This is a genomic window from Sphingomonas sp. BK481, from assembly GCF_014194875.1.
GTDB classification, from domain to species: domain Bacteria; phylum Pseudomonadota; class Alphaproteobacteria; order Sphingomonadales; family Sphingomonadaceae; genus Sphingomonas; species Sphingomonas aerolata.
On sequence record NZ_JACIAP010000003.1, the window covers coordinates 191327 to 213789 of the forward strand.

General features: G+C 65.7%; 27 protein-coding genes. 16 read left to right on the forward strand and 11 right to left on the reverse strand.

Going from position 1 to position 22463, the window contains the following annotated elements; genetic code table 11:
• Positions 1–10: 10 nt before the first annotated feature.
• Genes FHY04_RS07145 through FHY04_RS07165 form a run of 5 tightly spaced genes read right to left on the reverse strand, consistent with a single transcriptional unit; the run spans position 11 to position 4840 of the window.
• Positions 11–793, reverse strand: coding sequence for a ParA family protein (locus FHY04_RS07145; RefSeq protein WP_031396158.1), 783 nt, complete (start codon positions 791–793; stop codon positions 11–13).
• Entirely contained in the window at positions 790–1410 is a 621-nt protein-coding gene (locus FHY04_RS07150) for a 16S rRNA (guanine(527)-N(7))-methyltransferase RsmG (RefSeq protein ID WP_183935966.1), read from the reverse strand. Before FHY04_RS07150 ends, FHY04_RS07145 begins: the two co-directional genes overlap by 4 nt.
• Positions 1407–3242 (reverse strand): tRNA uridine-5-carboxymethylaminomethyl(34) synthesis enzyme MnmG, encoded by a 1836-nt coding sequence (mnmG, locus tag FHY04_RS07155; RefSeq protein WP_183935967.1) that lies wholly within the window; start codon positions 3240–3242, stop codon positions 1407–1409. Before mnmG ends, FHY04_RS07150 begins: the two co-directional genes overlap by 4 nt.
• 54 nt (positions 3243–3296) lie before the next feature.
• Positions 3297–4577 (reverse strand): tRNA uridine-5-carboxymethylaminomethyl(34) synthesis GTPase MnmE, encoded by a 1281-nt coding sequence (gene mnmE, locus FHY04_RS07160; protein WP_183935968.1) that lies wholly within the window; start codon positions 4575–4577, stop codon positions 3297–3299.
• An 8-nt stretch (positions 4578–4585) separates the two neighbouring features.
• Complete coding sequence (locus FHY04_RS07165; protein WP_031440901.1) at positions 4586–4840, reverse strand: DUF6489 family protein; 255 nt, start codon at positions 4838–4840, stop codon at positions 4586–4588.
• Between the two features lie 56 nt (positions 4841–4896).
• Between FHY04_RS07165 and FHY04_RS07170 the strand changes: the two genes are divergently transcribed.
• Positions 4897–5370 (forward strand): methylated-DNA--[protein]-cysteine S-methyltransferase, encoded by a 474-nt coding sequence (locus tag FHY04_RS07170; RefSeq protein WP_183936172.1) that lies wholly within the window; start codon positions 4897–4899, stop codon positions 5368–5370.
• Complete coding sequence (locus tag FHY04_RS07175; RefSeq protein ID WP_183935969.1) at positions 5367–6068, forward strand: dienelactone hydrolase family protein; 702 nt, start codon at positions 5367–5369, stop codon at positions 6066–6068. The genes FHY04_RS07170 and FHY04_RS07175 overlap by 4 nt, the downstream gene beginning before the upstream one ends.
• Positions 6069–6305: 237 nt before the next feature.
• Here FHY04_RS07175 and FHY04_RS07180 read toward each other — a convergent pair whose 3' ends face one another.
• From FHY04_RS07180 to hemE, 4 genes are all read right to left on the reverse strand, one after another.
• A complete protein-coding gene (locus tag FHY04_RS07180; RefSeq protein WP_031395108.1) occupies positions 6306–7025 on the reverse strand; it encodes a TerC family protein in 720 nt (239 codons plus the stop codon).
• A 237-nt stretch (positions 7026–7262) separates the two neighbouring features.
• The gene (rho, locus tag FHY04_RS07185; protein WP_031395107.1) at positions 7263–8519 is read right to left on the reverse strand and encodes a transcription termination factor Rho; all 1257 of its coding nucleotides are present in this window, start codon (positions 8517–8519) and stop codon (positions 7263–7265) included.
• Between the two features lie 294 nt (positions 8520–8813).
• Positions 8814–9275, reverse strand: coding sequence for a CopD family protein (locus FHY04_RS07190; RefSeq protein WP_031440904.1), 462 nt, complete (start codon positions 9273–9275; stop codon positions 8814–8816).
• Complete coding sequence (gene hemE, locus FHY04_RS07195; protein ID WP_183935970.1) at positions 9272–10300, reverse strand: uroporphyrinogen decarboxylase; 1029 nt, start codon at positions 10298–10300, stop codon at positions 9272–9274. The genes FHY04_RS07190 and hemE overlap by 4 nt, the downstream gene beginning before the upstream one ends.
• Positions 10301–10649: 349 nt before the next feature.
• Between hemE and FHY04_RS07200 the strand changes: the two genes are divergently transcribed.
• The 11 genes from FHY04_RS07200 to FHY04_RS07250 all read left to right on the forward strand — a co-directional run bounded on the left by FHY04_RS07200 (position 10650) and on the right by FHY04_RS07250 (position 17723).
• Complete coding sequence (locus tag FHY04_RS07200; protein ID WP_031395104.1) at positions 10650–11465, forward strand: pyruvate, water dikinase regulatory protein; 816 nt, start codon at positions 10650–10652, stop codon at positions 11463–11465.
• Entirely contained in the window at positions 11462–12055 is a 594-nt protein-coding gene (locus tag FHY04_RS07205) for a nucleoside triphosphate pyrophosphatase (RefSeq protein ID WP_082451170.1), read from the forward strand. The genes FHY04_RS07200 and FHY04_RS07205 overlap by 4 nt, the downstream gene beginning before the upstream one ends.
• 119 nt (positions 12056–12174) lie before the next feature.
• Positions 12175–12990, forward strand: coding sequence for a shikimate dehydrogenase (locus FHY04_RS07210; RefSeq protein ID WP_183935971.1), 816 nt, complete (start codon positions 12175–12177; stop codon positions 12988–12990).
• The gene (gene coaE / locus FHY04_RS07215) at positions 12987–13574 is read left to right on the forward strand and encodes a dephospho-CoA kinase (protein WP_183935972.1); all 588 of its coding nucleotides are present in this window, start codon (positions 12987–12989) and stop codon (positions 13572–13574) included. Before FHY04_RS07210 ends, coaE begins: the two co-directional genes overlap by 4 nt.
• A 7-nt stretch (positions 13575–13581) precedes the next feature.
• Positions 13582–14274 carry a DNA polymerase III subunit epsilon gene (gene dnaQ / locus FHY04_RS07220; protein WP_183936173.1) on the forward strand — a complete coding sequence of 231 codons (693 nt, stop codon included), beginning with the start codon at positions 13582–13584 and terminating at the stop codon, positions 14272–14274.
• 49 nt (positions 14275–14323) lie between these two features.
• Positions 14324–14920, forward strand: coding sequence for a ribosome hibernation-promoting factor, HPF/YfiA family (gene hpf / locus FHY04_RS07225; RefSeq protein WP_031395099.1), 597 nt, complete (start codon positions 14324–14326; stop codon positions 14918–14920).
• 101 nt (positions 14921–15021) lie between these two features.
• Complete coding sequence (locus FHY04_RS07230) at positions 15022–15489, forward strand: PTS sugar transporter subunit IIA (RefSeq protein WP_107931477.1); 468 nt, start codon at positions 15022–15024, stop codon at positions 15487–15489.
• Positions 15479–15958 (forward strand): PaaI family thioesterase, encoded by a 480-nt coding sequence (locus tag FHY04_RS07235; RefSeq protein ID WP_183935973.1) that lies wholly within the window; start codon positions 15479–15481, stop codon positions 15956–15958. The genes FHY04_RS07230 and FHY04_RS07235 overlap by 11 nt, the downstream gene beginning before the upstream one ends.
• Positions 15959–15968: 10 nt before the next feature.
• Complete coding sequence (locus tag FHY04_RS07240) at positions 15969–16295, forward strand: DUF1491 family protein (protein ID WP_183935974.1); 327 nt, start codon at positions 15969–15971, stop codon at positions 16293–16295.
• 189 nt (positions 16296–16484) lie between these two features.
• Positions 16485–17108: a cell wall hydrolase gene (locus tag FHY04_RS07245; RefSeq protein WP_234387597.1), complete on the forward strand. Its 624-nt coding sequence runs from the start codon at positions 16485–16487 to the stop codon at positions 17106–17108.
• Positions 17109–17225: 117 nt separating this feature from the next.
• Positions 17226–17723, forward strand: a complete 498-nt coding sequence (locus FHY04_RS07250; protein WP_031395094.1) for an MmcB family DNA repair protein — start codon at positions 17226–17228, stop codon at positions 17721–17723.
• A 60-nt stretch (positions 17724–17783) separates the two neighbouring features.
• On the opposite strand, the gene FHY04_RS07255 is transcribed toward FHY04_RS07250, so the two are convergent.
• Entirely contained in the window at positions 17784–18440 is a 657-nt protein-coding gene (locus FHY04_RS07255; RefSeq protein WP_244648442.1) for an ankyrin repeat domain-containing protein, read from the reverse strand.
• A 74-nt stretch (positions 18441–18514) separates the two neighbouring features.
• On the opposite strand from FHY04_RS07255, the gene FHY04_RS07260 reads away from it, so the two are divergent.
• The 3 genes from FHY04_RS07260 to FHY04_RS07270 are packed head-to-tail and all read left to right on the forward strand — an operon-like array spanning position 18515 to position 20224.
• Positions 18515–19114, forward strand: coding sequence for an SCO family protein (locus FHY04_RS07260; RefSeq protein WP_183935975.1), 600 nt, complete (start codon positions 18515–18517; stop codon positions 19112–19114).
• Positions 19111–19545, forward strand: a complete 435-nt coding sequence (locus tag FHY04_RS07265; RefSeq protein ID WP_031395091.1) for a YcgN family cysteine cluster protein — start codon at positions 19111–19113, stop codon at positions 19543–19545. Before FHY04_RS07260 ends, FHY04_RS07265 begins: the two co-directional genes overlap by 4 nt.
• A 4-nt stretch (positions 19546–19549) precedes the next feature.
• Positions 19550–20224, forward strand: a complete 675-nt coding sequence (locus tag FHY04_RS07270; protein ID WP_183935976.1) for a M48 family metallopeptidase — start codon at positions 19550–19552, stop codon at positions 20222–20224.
• Here the strand turns inward: FHY04_RS07270 and FHY04_RS07275 are convergent.
• The gene (locus FHY04_RS07275; protein ID WP_183935977.1) at positions 20200–22359 is read right to left on the reverse strand and encodes a transglycosylase domain-containing protein; all 2160 of its coding nucleotides are present in this window, start codon (positions 22357–22359) and stop codon (positions 20200–20202) included. The two genes, FHY04_RS07270 and FHY04_RS07275, sit on opposite strands and share 25 nt — an antisense overlap.
• Positions 22360–22463 lie beyond the last annotated feature (104 nt).

A 22463-nucleotide genomic window follows, 5' to 3' on the forward strand; every position in this document is an offset into this window, starting at 1 on the left:
GCCAATACCCTCACGCGGCTGCTCGTGCCGATACCGGAAGCCGACCGATCATCTCGCGGGCGAGCGCGATATACGCCTGCGATCCGCTGCAGCGATGGTCGTAGATCAGCGCCGGAAGTCCGTGACTGGGTGCTTCCGACAGCCGTACGTTGCGCGGGATGACCGTTTCGAACACGACCTTGCCCAGCACCGCGCGGACATCCGCCGAGACCTGGTCGGTCAGCCGGTTGCGGCGATCATACATTGTCAGCGCAACGCCGAGGATCGACAGGCCGGGGTTGAACCGCTGACGGATACGTTCGACCGTGCTGAGCAACTGCGACAGGCCCTCGAGCGCGAAGAATTCGCATTGGAGCGGCACGAGCAGCGCATCCGCTGCAACCATCGCATTAATCGTCAGCAGCCCGAGCGACGGCGGACAATCGATCAGCGCGATATCCCAATGCCCGGTCGAGTCCTGCATCGCACGATCGAGCCGATGCGTCCGCGCATCGAATTCGACGAGCTCGATCTCTGCTCCCGACAGATCGACCGTCGCGGGGATCACGTCGAGCCGGGGCACGCGGCTGTGCACCACGGCCTGGTCGATCGTTGCTTCGCCGATGAGGACGTCATAGCTCGATTTGACGCGTTGCGCATGGCCGATGCCAAGGCCGGTCGAGGCGTTGCCCTGCGGGTCGATATCGACCAGCAGCACCCGCATCCCCGTCGCCGCCAATGCGGTCGCGAGATTGATGGCACTGGTGGTCTTGCCCACCCCACCCTTCTGATTGGCGACCGCGATGGTGATCATCGCGCGCGGACTCGATCCAGAACCACGATAGACGACTCCGGGTTCGTGACGCTTTGTTCCACGTGGAACATAAAGTGCCAAGGCTTCTGAAGCGCGGTGATCTCTGCCTCATCGAGACGCCCCCGAGGCAATAGCCACCGCGTCTCTGTTGTGGCGCAGTGCGCCGCGCCACGCAAAAGGTTTTCGAGCGAGGCGACGGCGCGCGCCGAAATGATCCGCGCCGTCGCAGTGACGGACTCGACCTTGGTCGGATGCACGCGGACCTGCTCGCCGAGCCCGAGCCGAGCGACACAGAGCTGGAGAAAGTCCGCGCGACGCCGGCGTGGTTCGACGAGATCGACCGGCCCACTGCGGACCAGTGCGACGACCATGCCAGGAAATCCGCCTCCGGTCCCGATGTCGAGCCAGCGCATCGCATCCGTCTCCGGGCCCGCGAGTGCAACCAGCTGAAGCGAGTCGACGACATGCCGCTCCCAGATCGTCGGGATCGTCGAAGGCGCGATCAGATTCTGATGCGCAGCCTCCTCGACGACCATCGCGACGAACGCCGCGACCCGCTCGGTCGCGACGGGGCCAAACCGCTCGAGGACCCAGGTCCGTGCTTCGTCTTCGGTCATGCCGGCACTCGTTTCGTATGGAGAAGCACCGCAGACAGCGCCGCGGGCGTGATGCCCCGGATGCGTGCCGCGGCGGCCAGAGACAGCGGTCGTGCCGCACTCAATCGGTCGATCATCTCGTTCGACAGACCGGGGACCCGATCATAGGCAAGATCCTGGGGTAACAGGATCGCCTCGTCCGCCCGCAATCGTGCGACCTCCTGCGCCTGCCGTTCGATATAGGGGGCGTAGCGCGCATCCTCGACGACCTCGTCAACCACAGCCGCCGGGATCCCGGTCGCCGCATCAGGCGCGACATGCGCAAGCTTTACGCCCTCGAAGCGCAACCAGTCGAACGCTGTCCGCCGCGCGCCATCACGCCCCACCGCAACGCCCTGGTCCGCGATCTCGGTCGCGGTGCGTTCGCCGTGCAGTGCGGATCGGAACCGGACCCGGTCTTCGCCACGCGCGCGCTGATGGGCGAGCCGCGCGGTGCCGAGACATCCCGCCGCCTCCGCGATCCCGCCAAGCCGCGTCTCGGCATTGTCCGCGCGGAGCGACAGCCGGAACTCGGCACGCGCGGTCAGCATCCGGTACGGCTCGGTGACGCCCTGCAGGACAAGGTCGTCGATCATCACGCCGAGATAGCTCGATGCGCGATCGAGGGTCACCGGTGCGAGATCACAGGCATGCGCCGCCGCATTGAGCCCGGCGACCAGCCCCTGCCCCGCCGCCTCTTCATATCCCGTGGTCCCGTTGAGTTGGCCGGCACAGAACACGCCGTCGATCGCCGGAAGCGCCAACCGCGTATCGAGCGCACGCGGATCGATATAATCATATTCGACGGCATAGCCCGGCATCGTCATTACGACACGCTCAAGCCCGGGAATGCTCGCGAGCATCGCTGCCTGGACCTCGACCGGCAAGGACGTCGACAGGCCATTGGGATAGATCGTCGCGTCATCGAGCCCCTCGGGTTCGAGGAACAGCTGATGGCCGTCGCGGTCACCGAAGCGGGAAACCTTGTCCTCGATCGACGGACAATAGCGCGGCCCCGCCGCCTCGATCGCGCCGGTGAACAGCGGCGATCGGTGGAACGCGGCGCGGATGATCGCATGCGTCTCGCCCGTCGTCCGCGTGATCGCACAGGCGATCTGCGGCAGGATACGGCCGGTCGTCATCGGCGACATCGTCCATGGCTCGGAATCGGAGGGCTGCTCGGCAAGCGCCCCCCAATTGATCGTTCGGCCATCGAGCCGTGGCGGGGTCCCGGTCTTCAGCCGCGCCATGGGCAGCGCGCGCGCGCGGAGCTGGTCCGCCAGTGGCTTCGCCGCGCGCTCGCCGATCCGGCCCCCCTCCTCGCGGTCATCACCGCGGAAGATCCGCCCGCCCAGAAACGTCCCGGTCGCGAGGACCACCGCGCGCGCTGCGACCACGGCGCCGTCGGCGAGCACGACACCCGCGACGCGATCACCGTCCAGATGCAGCGCGCTGACCTCGCCGGCGATGATCGACAAGTTTGGCGTCGCCGCCAGCTGTGCCTGGATCGCCGCCGCATAGAGCCTGCGGTCCGCCTGGATCCTCGGCCCCTGGACCGCGGATCCCTTGCTGCGATTGAGCATCCGGTGATGGATCGCTGCGGCATCGGCAGCACGACCGATCAGCCCGTCAAAGGCATCGACCTCGCGCACCATATGGCCCTTGCCAAGCCCGCCTATCGCCGGGTTGCATGACATCGCACCGATCTGCTGCGCGTCGAACGACACCAGCCCAGTACGCGCGCCTCTCCGCGCTGCCGCGGCTGCGGCCTCGGTCCCGGCATGGCCACCGCCAACCACCACTACATCGAACATGCCATCGCCGTAGAGCGACGCAACGATCGCGTCAAAGTTGTTCCACGTGGAACATCATTTGCCGATACAGAACCGGCCGAACAGTGCGTCGAGCATCTCCCCGGTTGCGTCGAGACCCAGCACCGCGGCGAGCCCGGTGCGGGCTTCGCGAAGATGCTCCGCAACGATCAACGGGTCGTTGCCCGCCGCACGCAGTGTCACCGCAGCCCGCTCGCAGCGCAGGCGTTGATCTGCCTTGAGCGCCAGATCGTCGTTGCGCGGAAGCAAAGCGGCTGCGCGATCATGGACGACAGCCCAGAGCCGGTCGAGCGATGCCTGATCGCTTTGCGAGAAGGCAATCATCCGACCGGGCGGAACGCCCCCGTCCCGCCCCGGCAGATCGGCTCGGGCGTGAACCCAGATCGCATCCTCGCGTGGCGGCGCCGTATCGGCGAGCCACAGCAGCAAATCGGCGGTAGCCATAGCGGTCTCCGCCCGGGCAACGCCGATTGCCTCGATCGGATCGAGCGTATCGACCAGACCCGCGGTATCGGTCAGGACATAGGCGACCCCGTTGCGCAAGACCGGGACATCGATACGGTCACGCGTCGTCCCCGAGATCGGCGATACGATCGCGGCATCGCGCTCCCCCATCAGATTGAGCAAGGTCGATTTGCCGCTGTTGGGCGGGCCGCCGATCACGACGCGAAGGCCGTCTTTCAGTCGCTCGACCGGGGGGCTCGCCACTACCGTCTCGATCGCCGACGCCAGCGCCGCGAGATCGGCGAGCACCGCGTCGAAGGTCGCCGCATCGCTGGTTACGTCATCCTCGTCGGCAAAGTCGAGCATCGCCTCGATCCGTGCGGACAGCATCGCGACCGCGTCCATCCAGCCGCGCACCGCCTGGCTCACGCGCCCCTCGGTCGCGGTGATCGCGGCAACACGCTGCGCCTCGGTTTCGGCCTCGAGCAGATCCGCGAGCCCTTCGGCCTGGGTCAGGTCGATCCGCCCGTTGCCAAGTGCGCGGCGGGTGAATTCTCCCGGCTCGGCCAGTCGTAAACCGGGCATTGCCGCAAGCGTGCGTTCGACTGCGGCGATGACCGCCCGTCCCCCGTGACAATGGAACTCGACCAGATCCTCGCCCGTCGCGGTGGTCGGGCCCGGAAAGATGATGACCAATGCGCGATCGAGCATCGTCCCGCTCGCATCACGCAGACCACGCAAACTGGCATGCCGCGCGGTGGGGAGCGGCCCGGCGAGCGCGACGGCTGCCGCAAACGCCTCGGGCCCCGATATCCGTACCACCGCGATCGCCGCGGGCGGGCGTCCGCTCGACACCGCAAAGATCGTCGTCATTCTGTTACTCAACCGCCCGTTTTGCCCGTCTGCGTCGCGCCGTCGAACATCCGTTTCCAGAACGCCATCCCCGCTTCGCCCATCGGCTGCCACCCGCGCATCATCGTTTCGATCATCTCGGGCTGCATCGCCCCGTCGCCGAGCCCGGGCATCGCCTCGATCATCATCGCGACATAGCGGTCATGGATCGGCGTCAGGTCGGGCAGCCCGACCGCGCGGCGGGCCTCTTCGGGCGTGCATTCGATTTCGATGTTCATCTTCATGGACGGCCCTTTCGGTGGCGCTTGAGCCGCACGGCGGGGCACGGCATAGCGTGGCAATGTATGCGCGGGATGCCGCCTCGATCGCAACGCCTATCGGGCTGATCCGCGTGACCGGCAGCACCGACCGGATCGACGCGATCGCGATCGACCGGGACGGCATCGTCGAGGCGACCATGAACGCGGTGATCCGCGAAGCCCTTCGCCAGCTCGACGCGTATTTTGCCGGCCGTCTCACCGTCTTCGACCTTCCGCTCGCGCCATCGCTGACGCCCCGCGGCGACGCGCTGCGCCAGGCGATCGTTGCGGTCCCTTACGGCCGGACCGCCAGCTATGGTGATCTCGCGCAGGCGATCGGGTCGAGCCCGCGTGCGATCGGCCAGGCCTGTGCGCGCAATCCGTTTCCGATCGTCGTCCCCTGCCATCGAATTCTCGGAGCCGGGGGCGGGCTTGGTGCGTATTCCGCAGGCCAAGGCCCGATCACAAAATCCCGGCTGCTCGATCTCGAACGGCCGCAAGGAGTATTGCTATGACCAACACCACCACCATCCCGACGCTCGCGGGCGACGGCAGCTTCACCGCCTATCGCGCGGTCCCCGCCGGCACGCCCAAGGCCGCAATCGCCGTGATCCAGGAGATCTTCGGCGTGAATGCCGGCATCCGCCGCAAGTGCGACACGCTCGCCGAGGCCGGCTATCTCGCGATCGCCCCGGACCTGTTCTGGCGGCTGGGGCCGGGGATCGAGCTGGACCCGGACGTGAAGCCCGAATTCGAGCGTGCACTCGAACTCATGGGCCAGTTTGACCAGGACAAGGGTATCGCCGATATCGAGGCAACGATCCGCGCCGCGCGCAGCGAACTCGGTGACGGCGCAAAGGTCGGCGCGGTCGGCTATTGCCTCGGTGGCCGCCTCGCCTTCATGACCGCCGCGCGCACCGACATCGATGCGAGCGTCGGCTATTACGGCGTCGGGATCGACGGGCTGCTCGGCGAGAAGCACGCCATCGCAAACCCCGTACTGCTCCACGTCCCCGAGGAGGATCACTTCGTCGACAAGGCCGCGCAGGCGGCGATGCACGCCGGGCTCGACGATCATCCCAAGGTCACGATCTACGATTATGCGGGCGAGGATCACGGCTTCGCGACCGAGTTCGGCGAGCGCCGATCGGATGCGTCGGCCAAGCTGGCGGACGAACGCACCGCTGCGTTCTTTGCCGAGCATCTGGGCTGAGGGCTGAAAGGCACGCCTCTCCCATCGTCATTCCCGCAAAGGCGGGAATCCATACTGGCTAGCGTGGGTACAAGATCGCCGACCTTGAAGGATATGGATCCCCGCCTCCGCGGGGATGACGATGGGGGTCGTGTCTGAACGCACTATAAGCGGCATGACGAACGACCAAGCGCCACAAAAAAAGGCCTCGCCGGACGATCCCGGCGAGGCCTTTTCCTTATCCGGACACTGCCCCGATCAGCCGAGCAGCGACACGATCCCGAGCGTTTCGCCGGTACCGGTCCAGCCCTCGTAGATCATCTTCACCGCGACCACGAGGATCACCGCCAAGCCGATATAGGCGATCCAGCGATAGCGGTTGATGATCCGCGCGATGAAGTTCGCCGCCAGACCCATCATCGCGACCGACAGCAACAGGCCGATCACGAGGATCCCCGGATGCTCGCGCGCCGCGCCCGCGACCGCGAGCACGTTGTCGAGGCTCATCGACACGTCGGCGACCGCGACCGCCCAAGCAGCGCTGGCAAACCCCTTCGAGGATTTGATCCCCGAGCGTTCGTCGCCCTCGATTTCCTCGGAGCCGGCATTCTGTGCACCCTCGCGGATTTCACGCCAGAACTTCCAGCTGACCCACAGCAGCAGCAGGCCGCCCGCGAAGATCAGCCCAACGATCCCCATCAGCCACGTCACGATCAGGGCGAAGAAGATGCGCAGGACGAGCGCAGCGCCGATGCCGATCAGGATGACCTTCTTGCGCTGGTCGGCGGGAAGCCCCGCGGCGAGCGCGCCGACGACGATCGCATTGTCGCCGGCAAGGACGAGGTCGATCATCAGGACCGATCCGAACGCGGCCAGCGCCTTCGGGTCGCCGAGATTGGAGAAGTCGGCGACGATGTGCTGCCAGATTTCCAGCGGTGAACCGGGTCCGGTTACTCCCGATGCGGCGGTGGCCAGCATGGCGATGATACTCAAGATGTCAGCTCCCGGTGACGGGCCACCACCGACGTGCGGAGATGGCGGATTTCAATGGGTTTCATAGCAAAGCGGCACACGAAAGCCATTGCTCTCGCGTGCCGCATTTTGGGTCGGTCTTCTTGGCCGGACATGGGCGAAGCCCATGTCGTCGGTCGGGGCGGTGCCCCGCCGGCCGGATCGATGCGAGTCCCGCTGCAGCGTGCAGCGGGCCGCATTCGATCACTGATTCATGCTGTCGAAGAAATTCTCGTTGGTCTTCGAATCCTTCATCTTGTCGAGCAGGAACTCCATCGCGTCGATCGTGCCCATCTGCATGAGGATACGACGCAGCACCCACATCTTGGAGAGCTTGGCCTTGTCGACCAGCAGCTCTTCCTTGCGGGTACCCGACTTGCCGACGTCGAGCGCCGGGAAGATGCGCTTGTCCGCGACCTTGCGGTCGAGCACGATTTCCGAGTTGCCGGTGCCCTTGAACTCCTCGAAGATCACCTCGTCCATACGGCTGCCCGTGTCGATCAGCGCGGTGGCGATGATCGAGAGCGAGCCGCCCTCCTCGATGTTGCGCGCGGCACCGAAGAAGCGCTTCGGGCGCTGCAGCGCATTCGCATCGACACCACCGGTCAGGACCTTGCCCGACGACGGCACGACGGTGTTGTAGGCACGACCCAGACGCGTGATCGAGTCGAGCAGGATCACCACGTCCTTCTTGTGCTCGACCAGGCGCTTGGCCTTTTCGATTACCATCTCGGCGACCTGCACGTGGCGCTGCGCGGGTTCGTCGAACGTCGAGCTGACGACCTCACCCTTCACGCTGCGCTGCATGTCGGTGACTTCCTCTGGACGCTCGTCGATCAGCAGGACGATCAGGAACACCTCGGGGTGATTGTCGGTGATCGCCTTGGCCATGTTCTGCAACATGACCGTCTTGCCGACGCGCGGCGGGGCGACGATCAGCGTGCGCTGGCCCTTGCCCTGCGGCGAAACGATGTCGATGACACGCGCCGACTTGTCCTTGACAGTCGGGTCGGCGGGATCGAGCGTCAGCTTGCTCTCGGGATAGAGCGGCGTGAGATTGTCGAAATTGACGCGGTGGCGGACGACGTCGGGATCGTCGAAATTGACCGCGGTCAGCTTAACCAGCGAGAAATAGCGCTCGCCGTCCTTCGGACCGCGAATCTCGCCCTCGACCGTGTCACCGGTACGCAGGCCGAACTTCCGCACCTGGTTCGGCGAGATGTAGATGTCGTCGGGCCCTGCGAGATAGTTCGACTCCGGTGAGCGCAGGAAGCCGAAACCATCGGGCAGCACTTCGATCGTGCCGAGTCCCATGATCTGGTCGCCATTGTCCGCCTGCACCTTCAGGATCGCGAACAACAGATCCTGCTTGCGCAGCGTCGAGGCGCTCTCGACCCCCAATTCCTCGGCCAGCTGGACCAGCTCGGCGGGCTTCTTCTTCTTCAGGTCTTTGAGATGCATGGGGATTTCCGGATAGCGATCAACGGGAACAGGTTCGGTCTGCGGGTGCGCTGGAAAGCGGAACTGGGCGAGCCGAACAGGCAGGACCACACGACCGGGCAGGACGCCAGGAGGCCGTGCTGGGAATCGGGGTAGAATTGGGGGGGCGGTTAGTCAAGCGGCACCGCGTCCCCACTCCGTTGTCATTCCCGTGTAGGCGAGAACCCATATCGGCGAACCTGGCGGCACTATCGCCGACGTTAGAGGCTCTGGGTCCCCGCCTCCGCGGGGATGACGAGAGTTGGTGCGACGCGCTTAGAACGGCTTGACGATCACCAGCACGACGATGAGCGTCACCGCCAGCGCAGGGATCTCGTTGAGCATCCGCAACTGCTTGCCCGTCAGCGTCGGCTTCCCCGCCGCGAGCTTCTTCGCATAGCCGACCGTCCAGCCATGATAACCCGTCAGCAGGAACACCAGCAGCAGCTTGAGATGCAGCCACCCCAGCCCCGGCGCGCCGTCCGCAAGCCCGAGATTCAGCGCAAGCGCGAGCCCCAGCACCCAGACGACGATCATTGCCGGGGTCAGGATGATCTTGCGGATCTTGCCCTCGCGCTCGATCCAGCTCGCCGCCTCGGCTGCATTGCCCGCGGCCAGCGCTTCCTGATGATAGACGAGATAGCGCGGTAGCATGAACAGCCCCGCCATCCAGAAGATCACGAAGATCAGGTGTGCGGCCTTCACCCAATCATAGGCCGCCCCGAGAAAACCGCTCATGTCGTGCTCCTGACGCGGGCGATCAGTTGCTCGACATGCGCGATCGGCGTGTCGGGCAGGATACCATGCCCCAGATTGAAGACGTGCGGACGATCACCGAACGCCCCGAGAATCCGGTCGATCGCCGCATCGAGATCCGCACCGCCCGCGATCAGCGCGAGCGGATCGAGATTGCCCTGCACCGGCAGGTCGGCGGGCAGTGACGCATGCGCCCAGACCGGATCGACCGTCTCGTCGAGCCCGATCGCATCGGCCCCCGTCTCGCGCGCATAGGCGGGGAGCTTGCCCCCTGCCCCCTTCGGAAAGCCGATCACCGGCACGCCGGGACAGCGCGCATGGAGTTCGTCGATGATCCGCGCGGTCGGCGCGATCACCCAGCGTTCGAACTGCGCAGGCGACAGCGATCCCGACCAGCTGTCGAACAACTGGACTGCATCGACTCCCTCCTCGATCTGGCGGACGAGATACTCGACGGTGTTGTCGGCGATCGCATCGATGATCGCTCCGAAGGCCGCCGGATCGCGATAGGCGAAACGCCGCGTCTCGCCCTGATCCTTGCTGCCCTTGCCCGCCACCATATAGGTTGCAACCGTCCAGGGAGACCCCGCAAAGCCCAGGAACGTTGTCTCGGGCGGCAAGGCCTCGGCGACCCGCGTGACGGTCTCGTAGACCGGCTCCAGCCGCTCCGGCACCGACTGCAGGCGATCGAGCGCATGATCGACCAGCGCGGGTTCGAGCCGCGGCCCCTCACCCACCCCGAAGCTCAGATCCTGCCCCAGCGCCCAGGGAATCATCAGGATGTCCGAGAACAGGATCGAGCCGTCGAAGCCGAACCGGCGGATCGGCTGCAGCGTCACCTCGGCCGCGGCCTCGGGATCGGTCGCGAGCGCGAGGAACCCGCCCTTTTCCGCCCTGAGCGCGCGGTATTCGGGAAGATAGCGCCCGGCTTGGCGCATCAACCACAGCGGCGGAGTCGCCTGACGGCCGCCGCGCAATGTCGCCAGAAGCGGCTTGAAAGTCGGCATATTGGGGGTCGGATCGGTCAGCGGAGCACCCTTCTTCTACTATAAGAAGATTCAAGAAAGAGGTTGTTGCAGTGGTTGGGCGGTTGATCACGGGACTTATGCGGTGATCCCGGAAATGCCAACAGCTTGACCTCTGCACACCCGTACAAACGCGCTGATTCGATTCAACGGCCCCCGCAACCCACAGCCTGTGGATAACTTTTCGGGCTGTGCGCGGCCCTGTGGATAAAAGGTGACTTATCCACAGCGACCGGCCCGCTTGGCGGGAGGCATGAGTTACGCTAGCCCTTATCCGCATGTTATCCACAGATTCATCACGATGGCCCCTCGCGGCAGGGCTATGCGACCTATGATACGGCTCCATCTTCACCTGCTATCGGACTCGACGGGCGAGACGCTGGAGAACATCGCCAAGGCCGCGCTCGCGCAATATGACGATGTCGAGACGGTCCGCCATTTCTGGCCGATGGTCCGCACGGAGGCGCATCTCGAACGCATCTTGCAGGAGGTCGCGCAGAATCCCGGGCTAGTGATCTTCACCCTGGTGAACCCCGCGACGCGGCGGATCCTCGAACAACGCTGCCTCGCACTCGGGCTGCCCGCGGTCGCGCCGCTCGATCCGGTCAACGACGCATTGTCGGGACTGCTGGGTCAGCAGGCCAAGGCGCGGCCGGGTCGCCAGCACGTCCTCGACGCCGCCTATTTCGCGCGTGTCGACGCGATCCAGTGGACGATCGCGCATGACGACGGGATCGCGTGGGAAGAATGGGAGGAGGCCGACATCGTCCTCGCCGGCGTCTCGCGCTCGTCGAAGACACCGACCTCGATCTACCTCGCCAATCGCGGCTACAAGACTGCCAATATCCCGATCGTCGTCGAAAGCCCGCCGCCGAAGATCCTCTACACCTTGCGGAAGCCGCTGATCGTGGGGCTGACGACCAGCGCCGACCGGCTGATCCAGGTGCGGCGCAACCGTCTGCTGTCGCTGCACCAGGCGCCTGACACCTCCTATGTCGAGGAAGAGGCCGTGATGCGCGAACTCGCCTTTGCGCGACGGATGTTCGCGGACAATGGCTGGCCGGTGATCGACGTGACACGGCGGTCGATCGAGGAAACCGCGGCGGCGATCATCGCGCTGTGCAACCAGCGCCGGCCCGAGGCATGAGCCTGCTGATCCTCGCCTCGCAGAGCGCGTCGCGTCGTGCCATGCTCACCGCGGCGGGCGTCGCGTTCGATGCGACCTTTGCAGGTGTCGACGAGGATGCGGCCAAGGCGGCCCTGGTCGCGCTGTCACCGCGCGATCTTGCCGACGCGCTTGCCGAGCTCAAGGCGACGAAGGTCTCGACGCGGATGCCGGGACATCTCGTCCTTGGCAGCGACTCGCTCGTCGCGCTGGAGGACGGCACGATCCTCGACAAACCGGTCGATCGCGATGACGCGGCCGCGCACCTGCGACGGATGTCGGGCACGCATCATGACCTGTGGAGCGCGGCGGTCATCGCGGAGAATGGCCGACCGGTGTGGCGCCATGTCGAGCGCGCGCGGATGCATGTCCGGCCGCTGTCCGACGCGTTCATCGAAACCTATCTCGAAGCCGAGTGGCCGGCGATCGCGGGGTGCGTCGGCTGTTACCGGATCGAGGGTCCAGGCGCGCAGCTCTTCACGAAGATCGACGGCAGCCAGTTCACCGTGCTCGGCATGCCGCTGCTCAACGTGCTCGATTTCCTCCGGACCCGCGGTGCACTGCCCGCCTAGCGCGTGTGCCTCTGACGGCGATCGGCGTTCGTCTGGCAATCCCGGTGGTATCGATTACACGCCATCGATGCGGTGGCGGCGTCGAACGCGAGCCAGCCCGGGATCTTATGGAGCTCTGAATGACCCCTCGCCCCTATGCCGAAGTGATCGGCGATCCGATCGCCCAATCGAAATCGCCACTGATCCACGGCTTCTGGCTCGACGCGCTCGGGATCGACGCCGAGTACCGGCACAAGCACGTCACCGCGGAACAGCTTCCGGCCTATTTCGCTGAGCGGAAAAGCGATCCCACATGGCGGGGGTGCAATATCACCATGCCGCACAAGCTGGCGGCGCTCGACCACGTGTCCGACCCCGGCGACGTCCGGGGTTCGATCGGCGCGATCAATACCGTGTTCCGCAATTCCGCCGGGGATTGCATCGGTACGAATACCGATGCCGCGGGGTTCTGGGCGCCGATCGATGATCTCGATATCGCCGGCCAGCCCGTCACCGTGATCGGTGCAGGCGGCGCGGCGCGCGCGATCCTGTTCGCGCTGTCGCGCATGGGCGTCGGCCCGGTAACGATCCTCAACCGCAATCCTCTGAAGGCGGCGGCGTTGCTGTCGACATTCAAGCTCAAGGGACAGGCGCTGCCGATCGGCCCGGCGGTCCCGCCTTCGCGGCTGCTGGTCAATGCGAGCATCCTCGGCATGGCCGGCCAGCCGCCGCTCGACCTCGATCTGGGCGCGCTCGATCCCGACTCGCTCGTCTATGACATCGTCTATTCGCCGCTCGAGACCGGACTGCTCAAGGCCGCTCGGGCGCGTGATCTCGAAACCGTCGACGGGCTCGAAATGCTCATCGGCCAGGCGGCGGTCGCGTTCGAGATTTTGTTCCACGTGGAACCTCCGCGGGACCGCGACGAGGCCTTGCGCGCGCTGCTCACCGCATGATCATTGGACTTACCGGCTCGATCGGCATGGGCAAATCCGCGGTCGCTGCGATGTTCGCGGAGGAGGGCGTCCCCGTGTTCGACGCTGATGCGACGGTCCACCGACTGCAGAGTGTCGGCGGCCGACTCGTCGAACCGATCGGCGCCGCGTTTCCCGGCACCGTCCATGACGGCGCGGTCGATCGTACACGACTGGGCGCAGCGGTGTTCGGCGACGACGACGCGATCCGCCGTCTCGAGGCGATCGTGCATCCCGCAGTCGGTGAGGAGCGTCAGGCGTTTCTCGATTCTCATGCCGGCGCGCTGGTCGTGTTCGACGTGCCACTGTTGTTGGAAACCGGCGGTGACGCGCGCGTTGACTGCATCGTCGTCGTGACCGCCGCCGCCGATGTCCAGCGGGCCCGCGTGCTCGCCCGCCCCGGCATGACCGCCGAGCGTTTCGCCGCGATCCTCGCCCGCCAGACACCCGATTCCGAGAAACGCGCGCGTGCCGATCATGTCATTCGCACCGACACGAGTTTCGACGAAACCCGCGCGCAGGTTCGTGCGGTGATCGCTTGCGTGACGGGACGTGAGCGCCGATAACAGCCGGATGCGTGAGATCGTCTTCGATACCGAAACCACCGGCCTCAGCTTTTCCGGTGGCGATCGCATGGTCGAGATCGGCTGTGTCGAGATGGTCAACCGGGTCGAGACAGGGCGCACCTTCCACGCCTATTACCATCCCGAACGGGACATGCCGGTCGAGGCGTTCAACGTCCACGGGTTGAGCCAGTCGTTTCTCGCCGACAAGCCGCGGTTTGGCGAGGGCGTGGCGGACCTGCTCGATTTCGTCGGCGATGCGCCGATGATCGCGCATAATGCGAGCTTCGATTTCTCGTTTCTCAACGGCGAACTCGTCAAATGCGGTCGGCCGATTATTCACCTGAACCGGATGATCGATACGCTGCAGATCGCCCGCAGCCGTCATCCGGGCGCGAAGCATTCGCTTGATGCGCTGTGTTCGCGGTTCGGGATCGATCGGAGTCACCGCGTTCTCCACGGCGCGCTGCTCGACGCGCAGCTTCTGGCGCAGGTCTATGTCGAGCTGTTGGGTGGTCGCCAGATCGGTCTCGGCCTCCTCAGCGAGCGGACCATCACCGCTGCGACTCCGGTCGTCGCACCGGCGCCTCGTGTCGTTCGGCAAGCGCGTGTTTTCCCGGTCAGCGAGGGAGACCTTGCGGCCCATGCCGCGTTTATGAAGGGGATCAAGGATCCGATTTGGGGGGCCGTGGCGTCCGGATGACGCCGGGCGGACGGAGCCAATAGGACCGTCCGATGAGAAGGAGACGATAATGGATATCCGGATTTCTGGTCATCAGGTCGCCACTGGCGATGCGCTCAACAGCCATGTGGAAGACCGACTCCAGGGTATCGCCGACAAGTATTTCTCGCGCGCCATTTCCGCCGAGGTCACGTTCGGCAAGGGGCCGCATGATGCCGGCTTCAAATGCGATATCGTCGCGCATGTCATGAAGGGGCTGGTTCTCAAGGGCCACGCCGATGCCTATGACGCCCGTGCCGCGTTCGACAGCGCCGCGGCCAAGATCGAAACCCAGCTCCGCCGCTATATGCGCCGCCTGAAGGATCGCCATGCCGGTGAAGCCGTGGCGATCGCGGAAAGCAACGGCTATGACAATGCAAGCTATACGCTGTTTCAGGAGCAGGTCACCGAGGACGATGCCCCCGATGCGCCCCTGATCATTGCCGAGACGCGCGTCGACATCCCCGAGGCCAGCGTATCCGACGCGGTGATGATGCTGGATCTTCGCAATACAGCCGCATTATTGTTCATGAATGCGGGTACTGGCGCGCATAACATGGTCTATCGCCGCGGTGATGGCACGATCGGCTGGGTCGAACCGCAACGCTCCGCATCAGCCGCACCCTAATAGAGCGCGCGAGCCGCAACAGCTGTTGTGACGCTGCGCTTTACGCCCCCGTGCAAACCGTTAAGGCGGGGCGTGCGGGGGCGCTTTGAGACATGAACAGCATGAATGACTTCAGTGATATGCTGCGTCCGGACGCGGTCCTGACTGGCATGGTCGCGGCAAACAAAAAGGCCGTGCTTCACCATGTCGCCACGCTTGCTGCCGACATTGTCGAAGGCGACGCAAAAACTATCGCGGACCGTCTGATTGCCCGCGAAAAGCTGGGTTCGACGGGATTTGGCGGTGGTGTCGCGATCCCGCATGCCAAGCTTGACGGACTGACACAGGTCACGGCGGTGTTCGCGCGACTGGCGCAGCCGATCGATTTTCAGGCCGTCGACGATCTGCCCGTCGATCTCGTCTTCATGTTGCTGTCGCCGACCGATGCCGGCGCGGTTCATCTGAAGGCACTGGCGCGGATATCGCGCCGGCTGCGCGACAAGCTGTTCCTCGACAAGCTGCGCGGTGCGGGTTCGACCGATGCGCTCTATGCGCTGTTCACCGCCGATGCGGTCCGTGATGCCGCCTGAACTGGCCTCCGCCGGCGCCGAGGCGCATTATCGCGCGCTGGAATCGCTCTACGCCTGTGCGCCGATCAACCGCTTCTTCGAATCCACGCTCGAGATTCCGGAGGCCGGTGTCGCGCGGATCCGGTTCACGATCGACGAACGTCATTATCATGCCGGCGGTGCCGCGCACGGGACGAGCTATTTCAAGATGCTCGACGATGCCGCCTTCTATGCCGCCAACAGCCTCGTCACCGATCGCTTTCTCCTGACGACCGCGTTCAACCTGTTGCTGACCCGCCCGTTAAAGGCGGGGCCGGTCATCGCCGAAGGCCGCTGGATCAGCGGGAAGCGCCGCGTGTTTGTCGCCGATGCCCGGCTGATCGATGCCGAGGGGGAGGAGGCGGCGCGAGGTACGGGTACGTTCATGCGCTCGCGGATCGCCCTGGCCGGGCTTCCCGGATACCGCGCCTCGCCGCGCCCCCTGCCGTGATGGTCCTGCAATGAGCGGCCGTCTTCCCAGCGGCGTCCTCGTCAGTGCGCTGCTGCGACGGGTCAACGACGCGGGCGGTTTTGGCGCGGTGCTCGCCAAAGGGGACGCGCAGGGCGGCGCGATCCTCGTGGTCGCCATCGATCGGGGCGCCCTGCCCCGCCTGCTCGAGCGCGGAATCGGCGCCGACGGGCGAACGGCGCTGATCGACTCGACTCCGGCCGAAGATCTCGACGGCTATTGGCGTCGACGGCGGTCGAGCGATCCGGATCTCTGGGTGATCGAGGTGGATGTCGCAGCGGCGGAACGGTTCGCCGCTGAAACGATCCTGGCCGATTGACTCCAAAGTCCCCCCGATAGAGGGGATATTCAACATTGATTGGCGTTGTGCTGGGACGGGTGCGATCCGGATCAGTTACGCAGTCGGGGGGATGCCTGGACGATCGGCTCGTACGATTGGTTCCGTGGTCCAACCGCATCTGAATAAGTTTGAATGACGATTTTGCAGCGGGCCGCAACGATTGCGGTCATGACCTTCTCTCTCGCCGGCCTGTTCGGCAACAGCGCGCCCAGCCAAGCGACCGGCGTCGATCGCTCGACCGCCAGCCTTACCGCACTCGCAAATCTAAACGCCCTCTCCTCTCAGAATGTTCCGCAGACCGTTCCCGCCGTGACGCCCGTCACCGCCGTCGAGCCCGCTGCACAGACCGCCGTCCAGACGTCGGCCGAAATCGAAGACGAAGAATTCGAAACGCTCGCTCAGGCCGTTGCCGCGCAGGATAGCGCCGCCGCCGACGAAGCGCTCCAGTGCCTTGCCGGCGCCATCTATTTTGAATCCAAGGGCGAGCCGCTCACCGGTCAGCTCGCCGTTGCCGAAGTCATCATCAACCGCGCCAAGTCGGGTCGCTTCCCGGCCGACGTCTGCGACGTCGTCAAGCAGCGCGGCCAGTTCAGCTTTGTCCGTGGCGGCCAGATCCCCGCGATCAACAAGGGCACGTCGTACCGCACCGCCATCGCCGTCGCGAAGGTCGCACTGGCCGATGCGTGGAACAGCCCGGCTGAGAAGGCGCTGTATTTCAACACCGCCGATCGCCGCCCAGCAGGCCGCGTGATCAAGGTCGCTTCGATCGGCAACCACGTCTTCTATCGCTGATCGACAGCCGATCCGGACAGGATCCGGTTCATGATCAGCATCCCATCTGCATCGCCAACGCTATAAACAATCCGTGAACGCGCTTGCGTCGTTCGCGGATTGTTCTATTTCTGGCGCATGCTCGACAGCCCCCCGGACTCCTGCATCGACGAACCCGGATCGCCCTTATGTGCCGCCGATGTGGCACGTGGCGTGATCCGGATGTTGTTGCGTCACGACCTGACCGCGATGGCGGAGGTTCCTCTCGACGGGGGGCGTCGCGCCGATCTGATGGCGATCGATGCCCGCGGGCAGATCGTCGTCGTCGAGATCAAGGTGTCGCGCGCGGACCTGGTCGGGGATGGCAAATGGCCTGAGTATCTCGGGCATTGCGATCGCTATTTCTGGGCGGTGCCGGCCGGGTTCGACATGCGGCCGCTGCAGGGGGCGGCGTTTCTGCCCGAACGTACCGGGATCATCGTCGCCGATCGCTATGACGCCGCGATCGTCCGCGAGGCGCATACGACCCCCCTGCCCGCGCATGTCCGCAAGCGCTGCACGCTGGCCTTCGCCAGACGCGCCGCACGCCGCCTGATCGCACAGGTCGATCCCGACGCCGCCGGTCTCGCCTTCTGATCCGGCTGGCGGCTGATCCTCACGATACGCGGCAGGATCAGCCGCCCGGCGACGTGATCGTCAGAATTTCGGCCCCGCGACCGCCTTGCGGGTCTTCTTCGGCGCATCGGCCAGCAGCTTGGTCACCACGACGTTGCGGCCGTCCTGCTTGGCATAATCGCGCGCCGACATGCCGGCGATGATATCGGCCTGATCGGGGTCGGCGTTTTCGTTGAGTAGCACGCGGATCATGGCAACGTCGCGGCGCTGAACGGCGCGGATCAACGGAGTCTCTCCTGCCGAATTGGCAAGATTCGGATTGGCGCCGGCGGCGGTCAGGATCGGGATCATGTCGGTCTGGCCGAGCGTCACCGCGAGGAGCAGCGGCGTGTTGCCCTTGCCGTCGCGCAGATTGGCGTCGGCGCCTTTCTGCAGCAGGAACCGCAGATAGGTCTCGTCGGCGCGTTTGATGACGATGTGCAGTGCGCCCTCGCCTGTCGAGACGTCGCGTGCATTGACGATGCTGCTGCCCGGACGTCCGAGCATTTCGAGGACTTCGTTGTTCTTTGACTCGCGCACCGCGTTCAGGAATTTATAGCCTTCCGACTGGTTCTGCGCGTGTGCGACACGCGGGGCGATCACGGTGGCTGCGGGAAGCGCGATCACGGCTCCCATCAACAGGGCGCCCATGGTCTTGGCGCCCGTCGTCAGGGCGGGGCACTGGCGGATATACGACATCGATAGATCCTCGGGACGCGGGTGATGTGCGACGCTTGCGCCGCACGGGCTAACAGATCAAGGCTGGCTGTATCATGACCAATCGACGCCCCGCCCTTCTCGCCGCCCTCGCGCTCGCGGCGTGCAGCCCCTCTGCGCCCGATACGAGCGCGGCGCCCGCGACGCCGCCGCTTGCCGGGGCGCGGATCGGCGGGCCGTTCACGCTCGTCGATCAGGACGGGCAACAGGTCAGCGACCGCCGGTTCGCAGGCAAATACCGGATCATGTATTTCGGCTACACCTTCTGTCCCGATGTCTGTCCGACCGACATGCAGACGATCGGCGGCGCGATGAAACTGCTCGAGGCCAGCGACCCGGCGCTCGCGGCGCGGATCGTGCCGATCTTCGTGACCGTCGATCCGACGCGTGACACGCCTGCGGTCGTCAAGCAGTTTGTCACCGCCTTTCATCCGCGCGTCGTCGGGCTCACCGGCAGTCCCGCGGCGATCGAGACCGTAAAGAAGGAATTCGCGATCTTCTCGGCCAAGGGGGATGCCGCGCCCGGTGGCGGCTACCTCGTAAATCACTCGCGTCAGGCCTATCTGATGGATCCGGACGGCAAGCCTCTCGCGCTGCTGCCACAGGATAAGGGACCACAGGCCTTGGCCGACGACATCAAGCGCTGGGCCCGATGAGCGCCAGATTCTGGGAAGACACGCCGATCGAGAAGCTCGATCGCGGCCAGTGGGAAGCCCTGTGCGACGGCTGCGGCAAATGCTGCATCCACAAGCTTGAGGACGAGGATACCGGCGAACTCGTCGCGACCAACGTGTCATGCCGGCTGCTCGACCGGCGCAGCGGGCAGTGTTCGGACTATCGTCACCGCCACGCCTATGTCGCCGAATGCGTGCGCCTCACGACGTCGAACGTCCGCGATATCGACTGGCTGCCCTCGACCTGCGCCTACCGCCTGCGCGCGGCGGGCGAGCAGCTTCCCGAGTGGCATTATCTCGTCTGCGGCGATCGCGAGGCGGTCCACCGCGCCAAACAGTCGGTCCGCGGCTGGACGATCAGCGAGGACGAGGCCGGCGAACTCGAATATCACGTGATCGACCGCGAACTCTGACGCGGTGATCGACGGTCTCGAGATCATCCGGCATCCGCGCGCACGCCGGGCACGGTTGTCGATCGATGCCGCCAGCGGCCGCGCCCGGCTCGTCCTGCCCAAGCGGGCGGCGCTCAAGCAGGCACTGGCCTGGGCGGAGGAGAAGGCGGACTGGATCGCGGAACAACGCGCGCGTCTGCCGCGGCCGCAGCCCTTCGTTCCCGGTGCGGTCGTGATGGTCGCCGATGAGCCGGTGACGATCGCATGGACCCCCGGCAGCCGCCGCACGGTGGTCCGCGACGGCGCGATCCTGTCGCTGTCCGGCCCCGTCGAGACGATTCCCCGCCGTGTTGAGGCATGGCTCAAGCGTACCGCGCTGGGCCTGCTGGACCAGGAAACCGCCGAATATGCCGCCAAGGCGGGGGTGAGCGTCACGCAGGTCGCGATCGGTGATGCCAGGGGCCGCTGGGGCAGCTGCGCGACGAGCGGGGTGATCCGCTACAGCTGGCGGCTGATCCTCGCCCCCGGCTTCGTACGGCGGGCAACGGTGGCGCATGAGGTCGCCCACCGCGTCCACATGAACCACGCGCCCGCCTTCCACGCGCTCGTCGCCGATCTCTATGGTGAGGACCCCACCCCTGCGCGGGTCTGGCTACGCACGCATGGCGCGGCGCTTCACTGGGTCGGTCGATCGTCCTGAAAGCGATCGCGCGAACTCTCGCGTGACCAGTCCCGCTGGGGCGCGCGCGGCTGCGGCGCGACGGGATCGCGCCGTGGTGCGTCCCGGCCCGTCACGCGGTCAATCCAGTCCTGGTTCAACTGCTGCTGCGGCACCTGCGGGGCCTGGTCGGACGGGTCCGCATCGGGGCGCGGTATCGGCTCGCCCGCCGGGGCATCGCTCGGCATATCCGGAACACCGCCAGGCTCGATCGGATTGCCGTTCTCGTCGACCATCATCTGGCCGTTGTCGGGCTGGCCGAAATAGCTCTCCTCATCGGGTTCGAGCTGCCATTCGGGCAGGGTCACCTGCGTCTCGAACTGCTCGATCGGGCGATTGGCCGTGGCTGGCTTCATGAACGCCGCCCAGGCGCGCGCCGGTGCCGTACCGCCGTGCAGTCCGGAGATCGGCTTGGCATCGTCGCGACCCATCCAGACGCCGGTGGTGATGCCGCTCGAGAAGCCGAGGAACCAGCCATCCTTCGACGAACTCGTCGTGCCCGTCTTCCCCGCCACCGGGCGGCCGATCTGCGCAGCGCGCCCGGTGCCGGTGTTGACCGCGGTCTGCAACAGGTCGGTCATCTCGGCGGCGACATAGGGGGCGACGAGGACGTGGCTGCGATCGACCTCATGCGTGTAGATCGTCTGGCCGTTCGCGGTCACGCGAGTGATGCCATAGGGGGTCACCGCGACGCCCTTGCTCGCGACGCTGGCAAAGGCACGCGTCATGTCGATCACGCGGACCTCCGACGTGCCCAGCACCATCGAGGGATGCGTGTTGACCGTCGTCGTGATCCCGAACCGCCGCGCCATGTCCGCGACCGTCGTGAAACCGACCTCCTGCCCCAGCTTGGCCGCGACGGTGTTCAGCGAATAGGCAAAGGCCGTGCGCAGGCTGACGGCGCCGGAATTGCGCCGCGAATCGTTGCGCGGGCTCCATCCGTCGATCGTCACGGGTTCGTCGACGATCGAATCCTCGGGCTTGTGCCCGGCCTCGAGCGCGGCGAGATACACGAACAGCTTGAACGCCGAACCCGGCTGGCGGACCGCCTGCGTCGCGCGGTTGTAGATCGACGAGACATAGTCCTTGCCGCCGACCATCGCCTTGACCGCGCCATCGCGGTCGAGCGACACCAGCGCGCCTTGCGCACCCGGGGGGGCATTCGCCCGGATCGCGGCATCGGCATCGCGCTGCATCGACAGGTCGAGCGTCGTCCACACCTCGAGCGGCGCCTCGGTCTCGTCGATCAGCGTGTCGAGCTGCGGCAAGGCCCAGTCGGTGAAGTAGCGGACGCTGTTCTGCTTCGGCTCGGGTGCCAGTTTGAGCCCCTGCACGTCCGCATCGGCCGCCTCGCCCGCGCTGATGACGCCGGTTTCCGCCATCGTCTTCAGCACGACGCCCGCACGGCCCATCGCCGCCTCGGCATCGGCGGTCGGCGAATAGTTGGATGGTGCCTTGACGAGCCCGGCGATCACCGCCGCTTCGGCCAGCGACAGGCGGTCCGCCCCGTGGCCGAAGAACTTGCGCGACGCGGCGTCGATTCCGTAGGCGCCGCCGCCATAATAGACCTTGTTGAGGTAGAGTTCGAGGATCTGATCCTTGCTGAACTTGCGCTCGAGCGCGAAGGCCAGGATCCATTCGCGGAACTTGCGCCCGAACTTCTTCTGGTTGTTCAGGAAGACGTTACGCGCCAACTGCTGCGTGATCGTCGACCCGCCCTGCGTCCAGCGCCCGCGATCGAACCGCACCTTGACCGAGCGTGCGATCCCGACCGGATCGACGCCGAGATGCGATCGGAACCGACGATCCTCGACCGCGACGGTCGCGTCTCGCATCACCGCGGGGATCTGGCCATAGGAAAGCCATTCGCCGAAACTCGGCCCCATCGACACGATCACGCTGCCATCGGCGGCATGTACCCGGATCATCTGGCCGTTGGGCGAGGATTTGAGGCTTTCGAAGCTCGGCAGCTGCGCGCGGGCGATATAGATCGCGATCACCAGCGCGCCGAGCGCGAGGATGGCAATACCGGCAAGAACCTTCAGGAGGAGGACAAACCGGCGGCGCCATGAGGAGCGAGGCCGAGAGGGGCGGGAAGCGGGACGCGCGCGAGCCATGAAGGGTCGACGAAATACGCCTTAACCGCGGCGCCGACAAGCGGTTCGCGTGTGCAGCCTTGGTACGCGCACTCCGCCCGGCGTTTCGTCGACAGTATTCATCG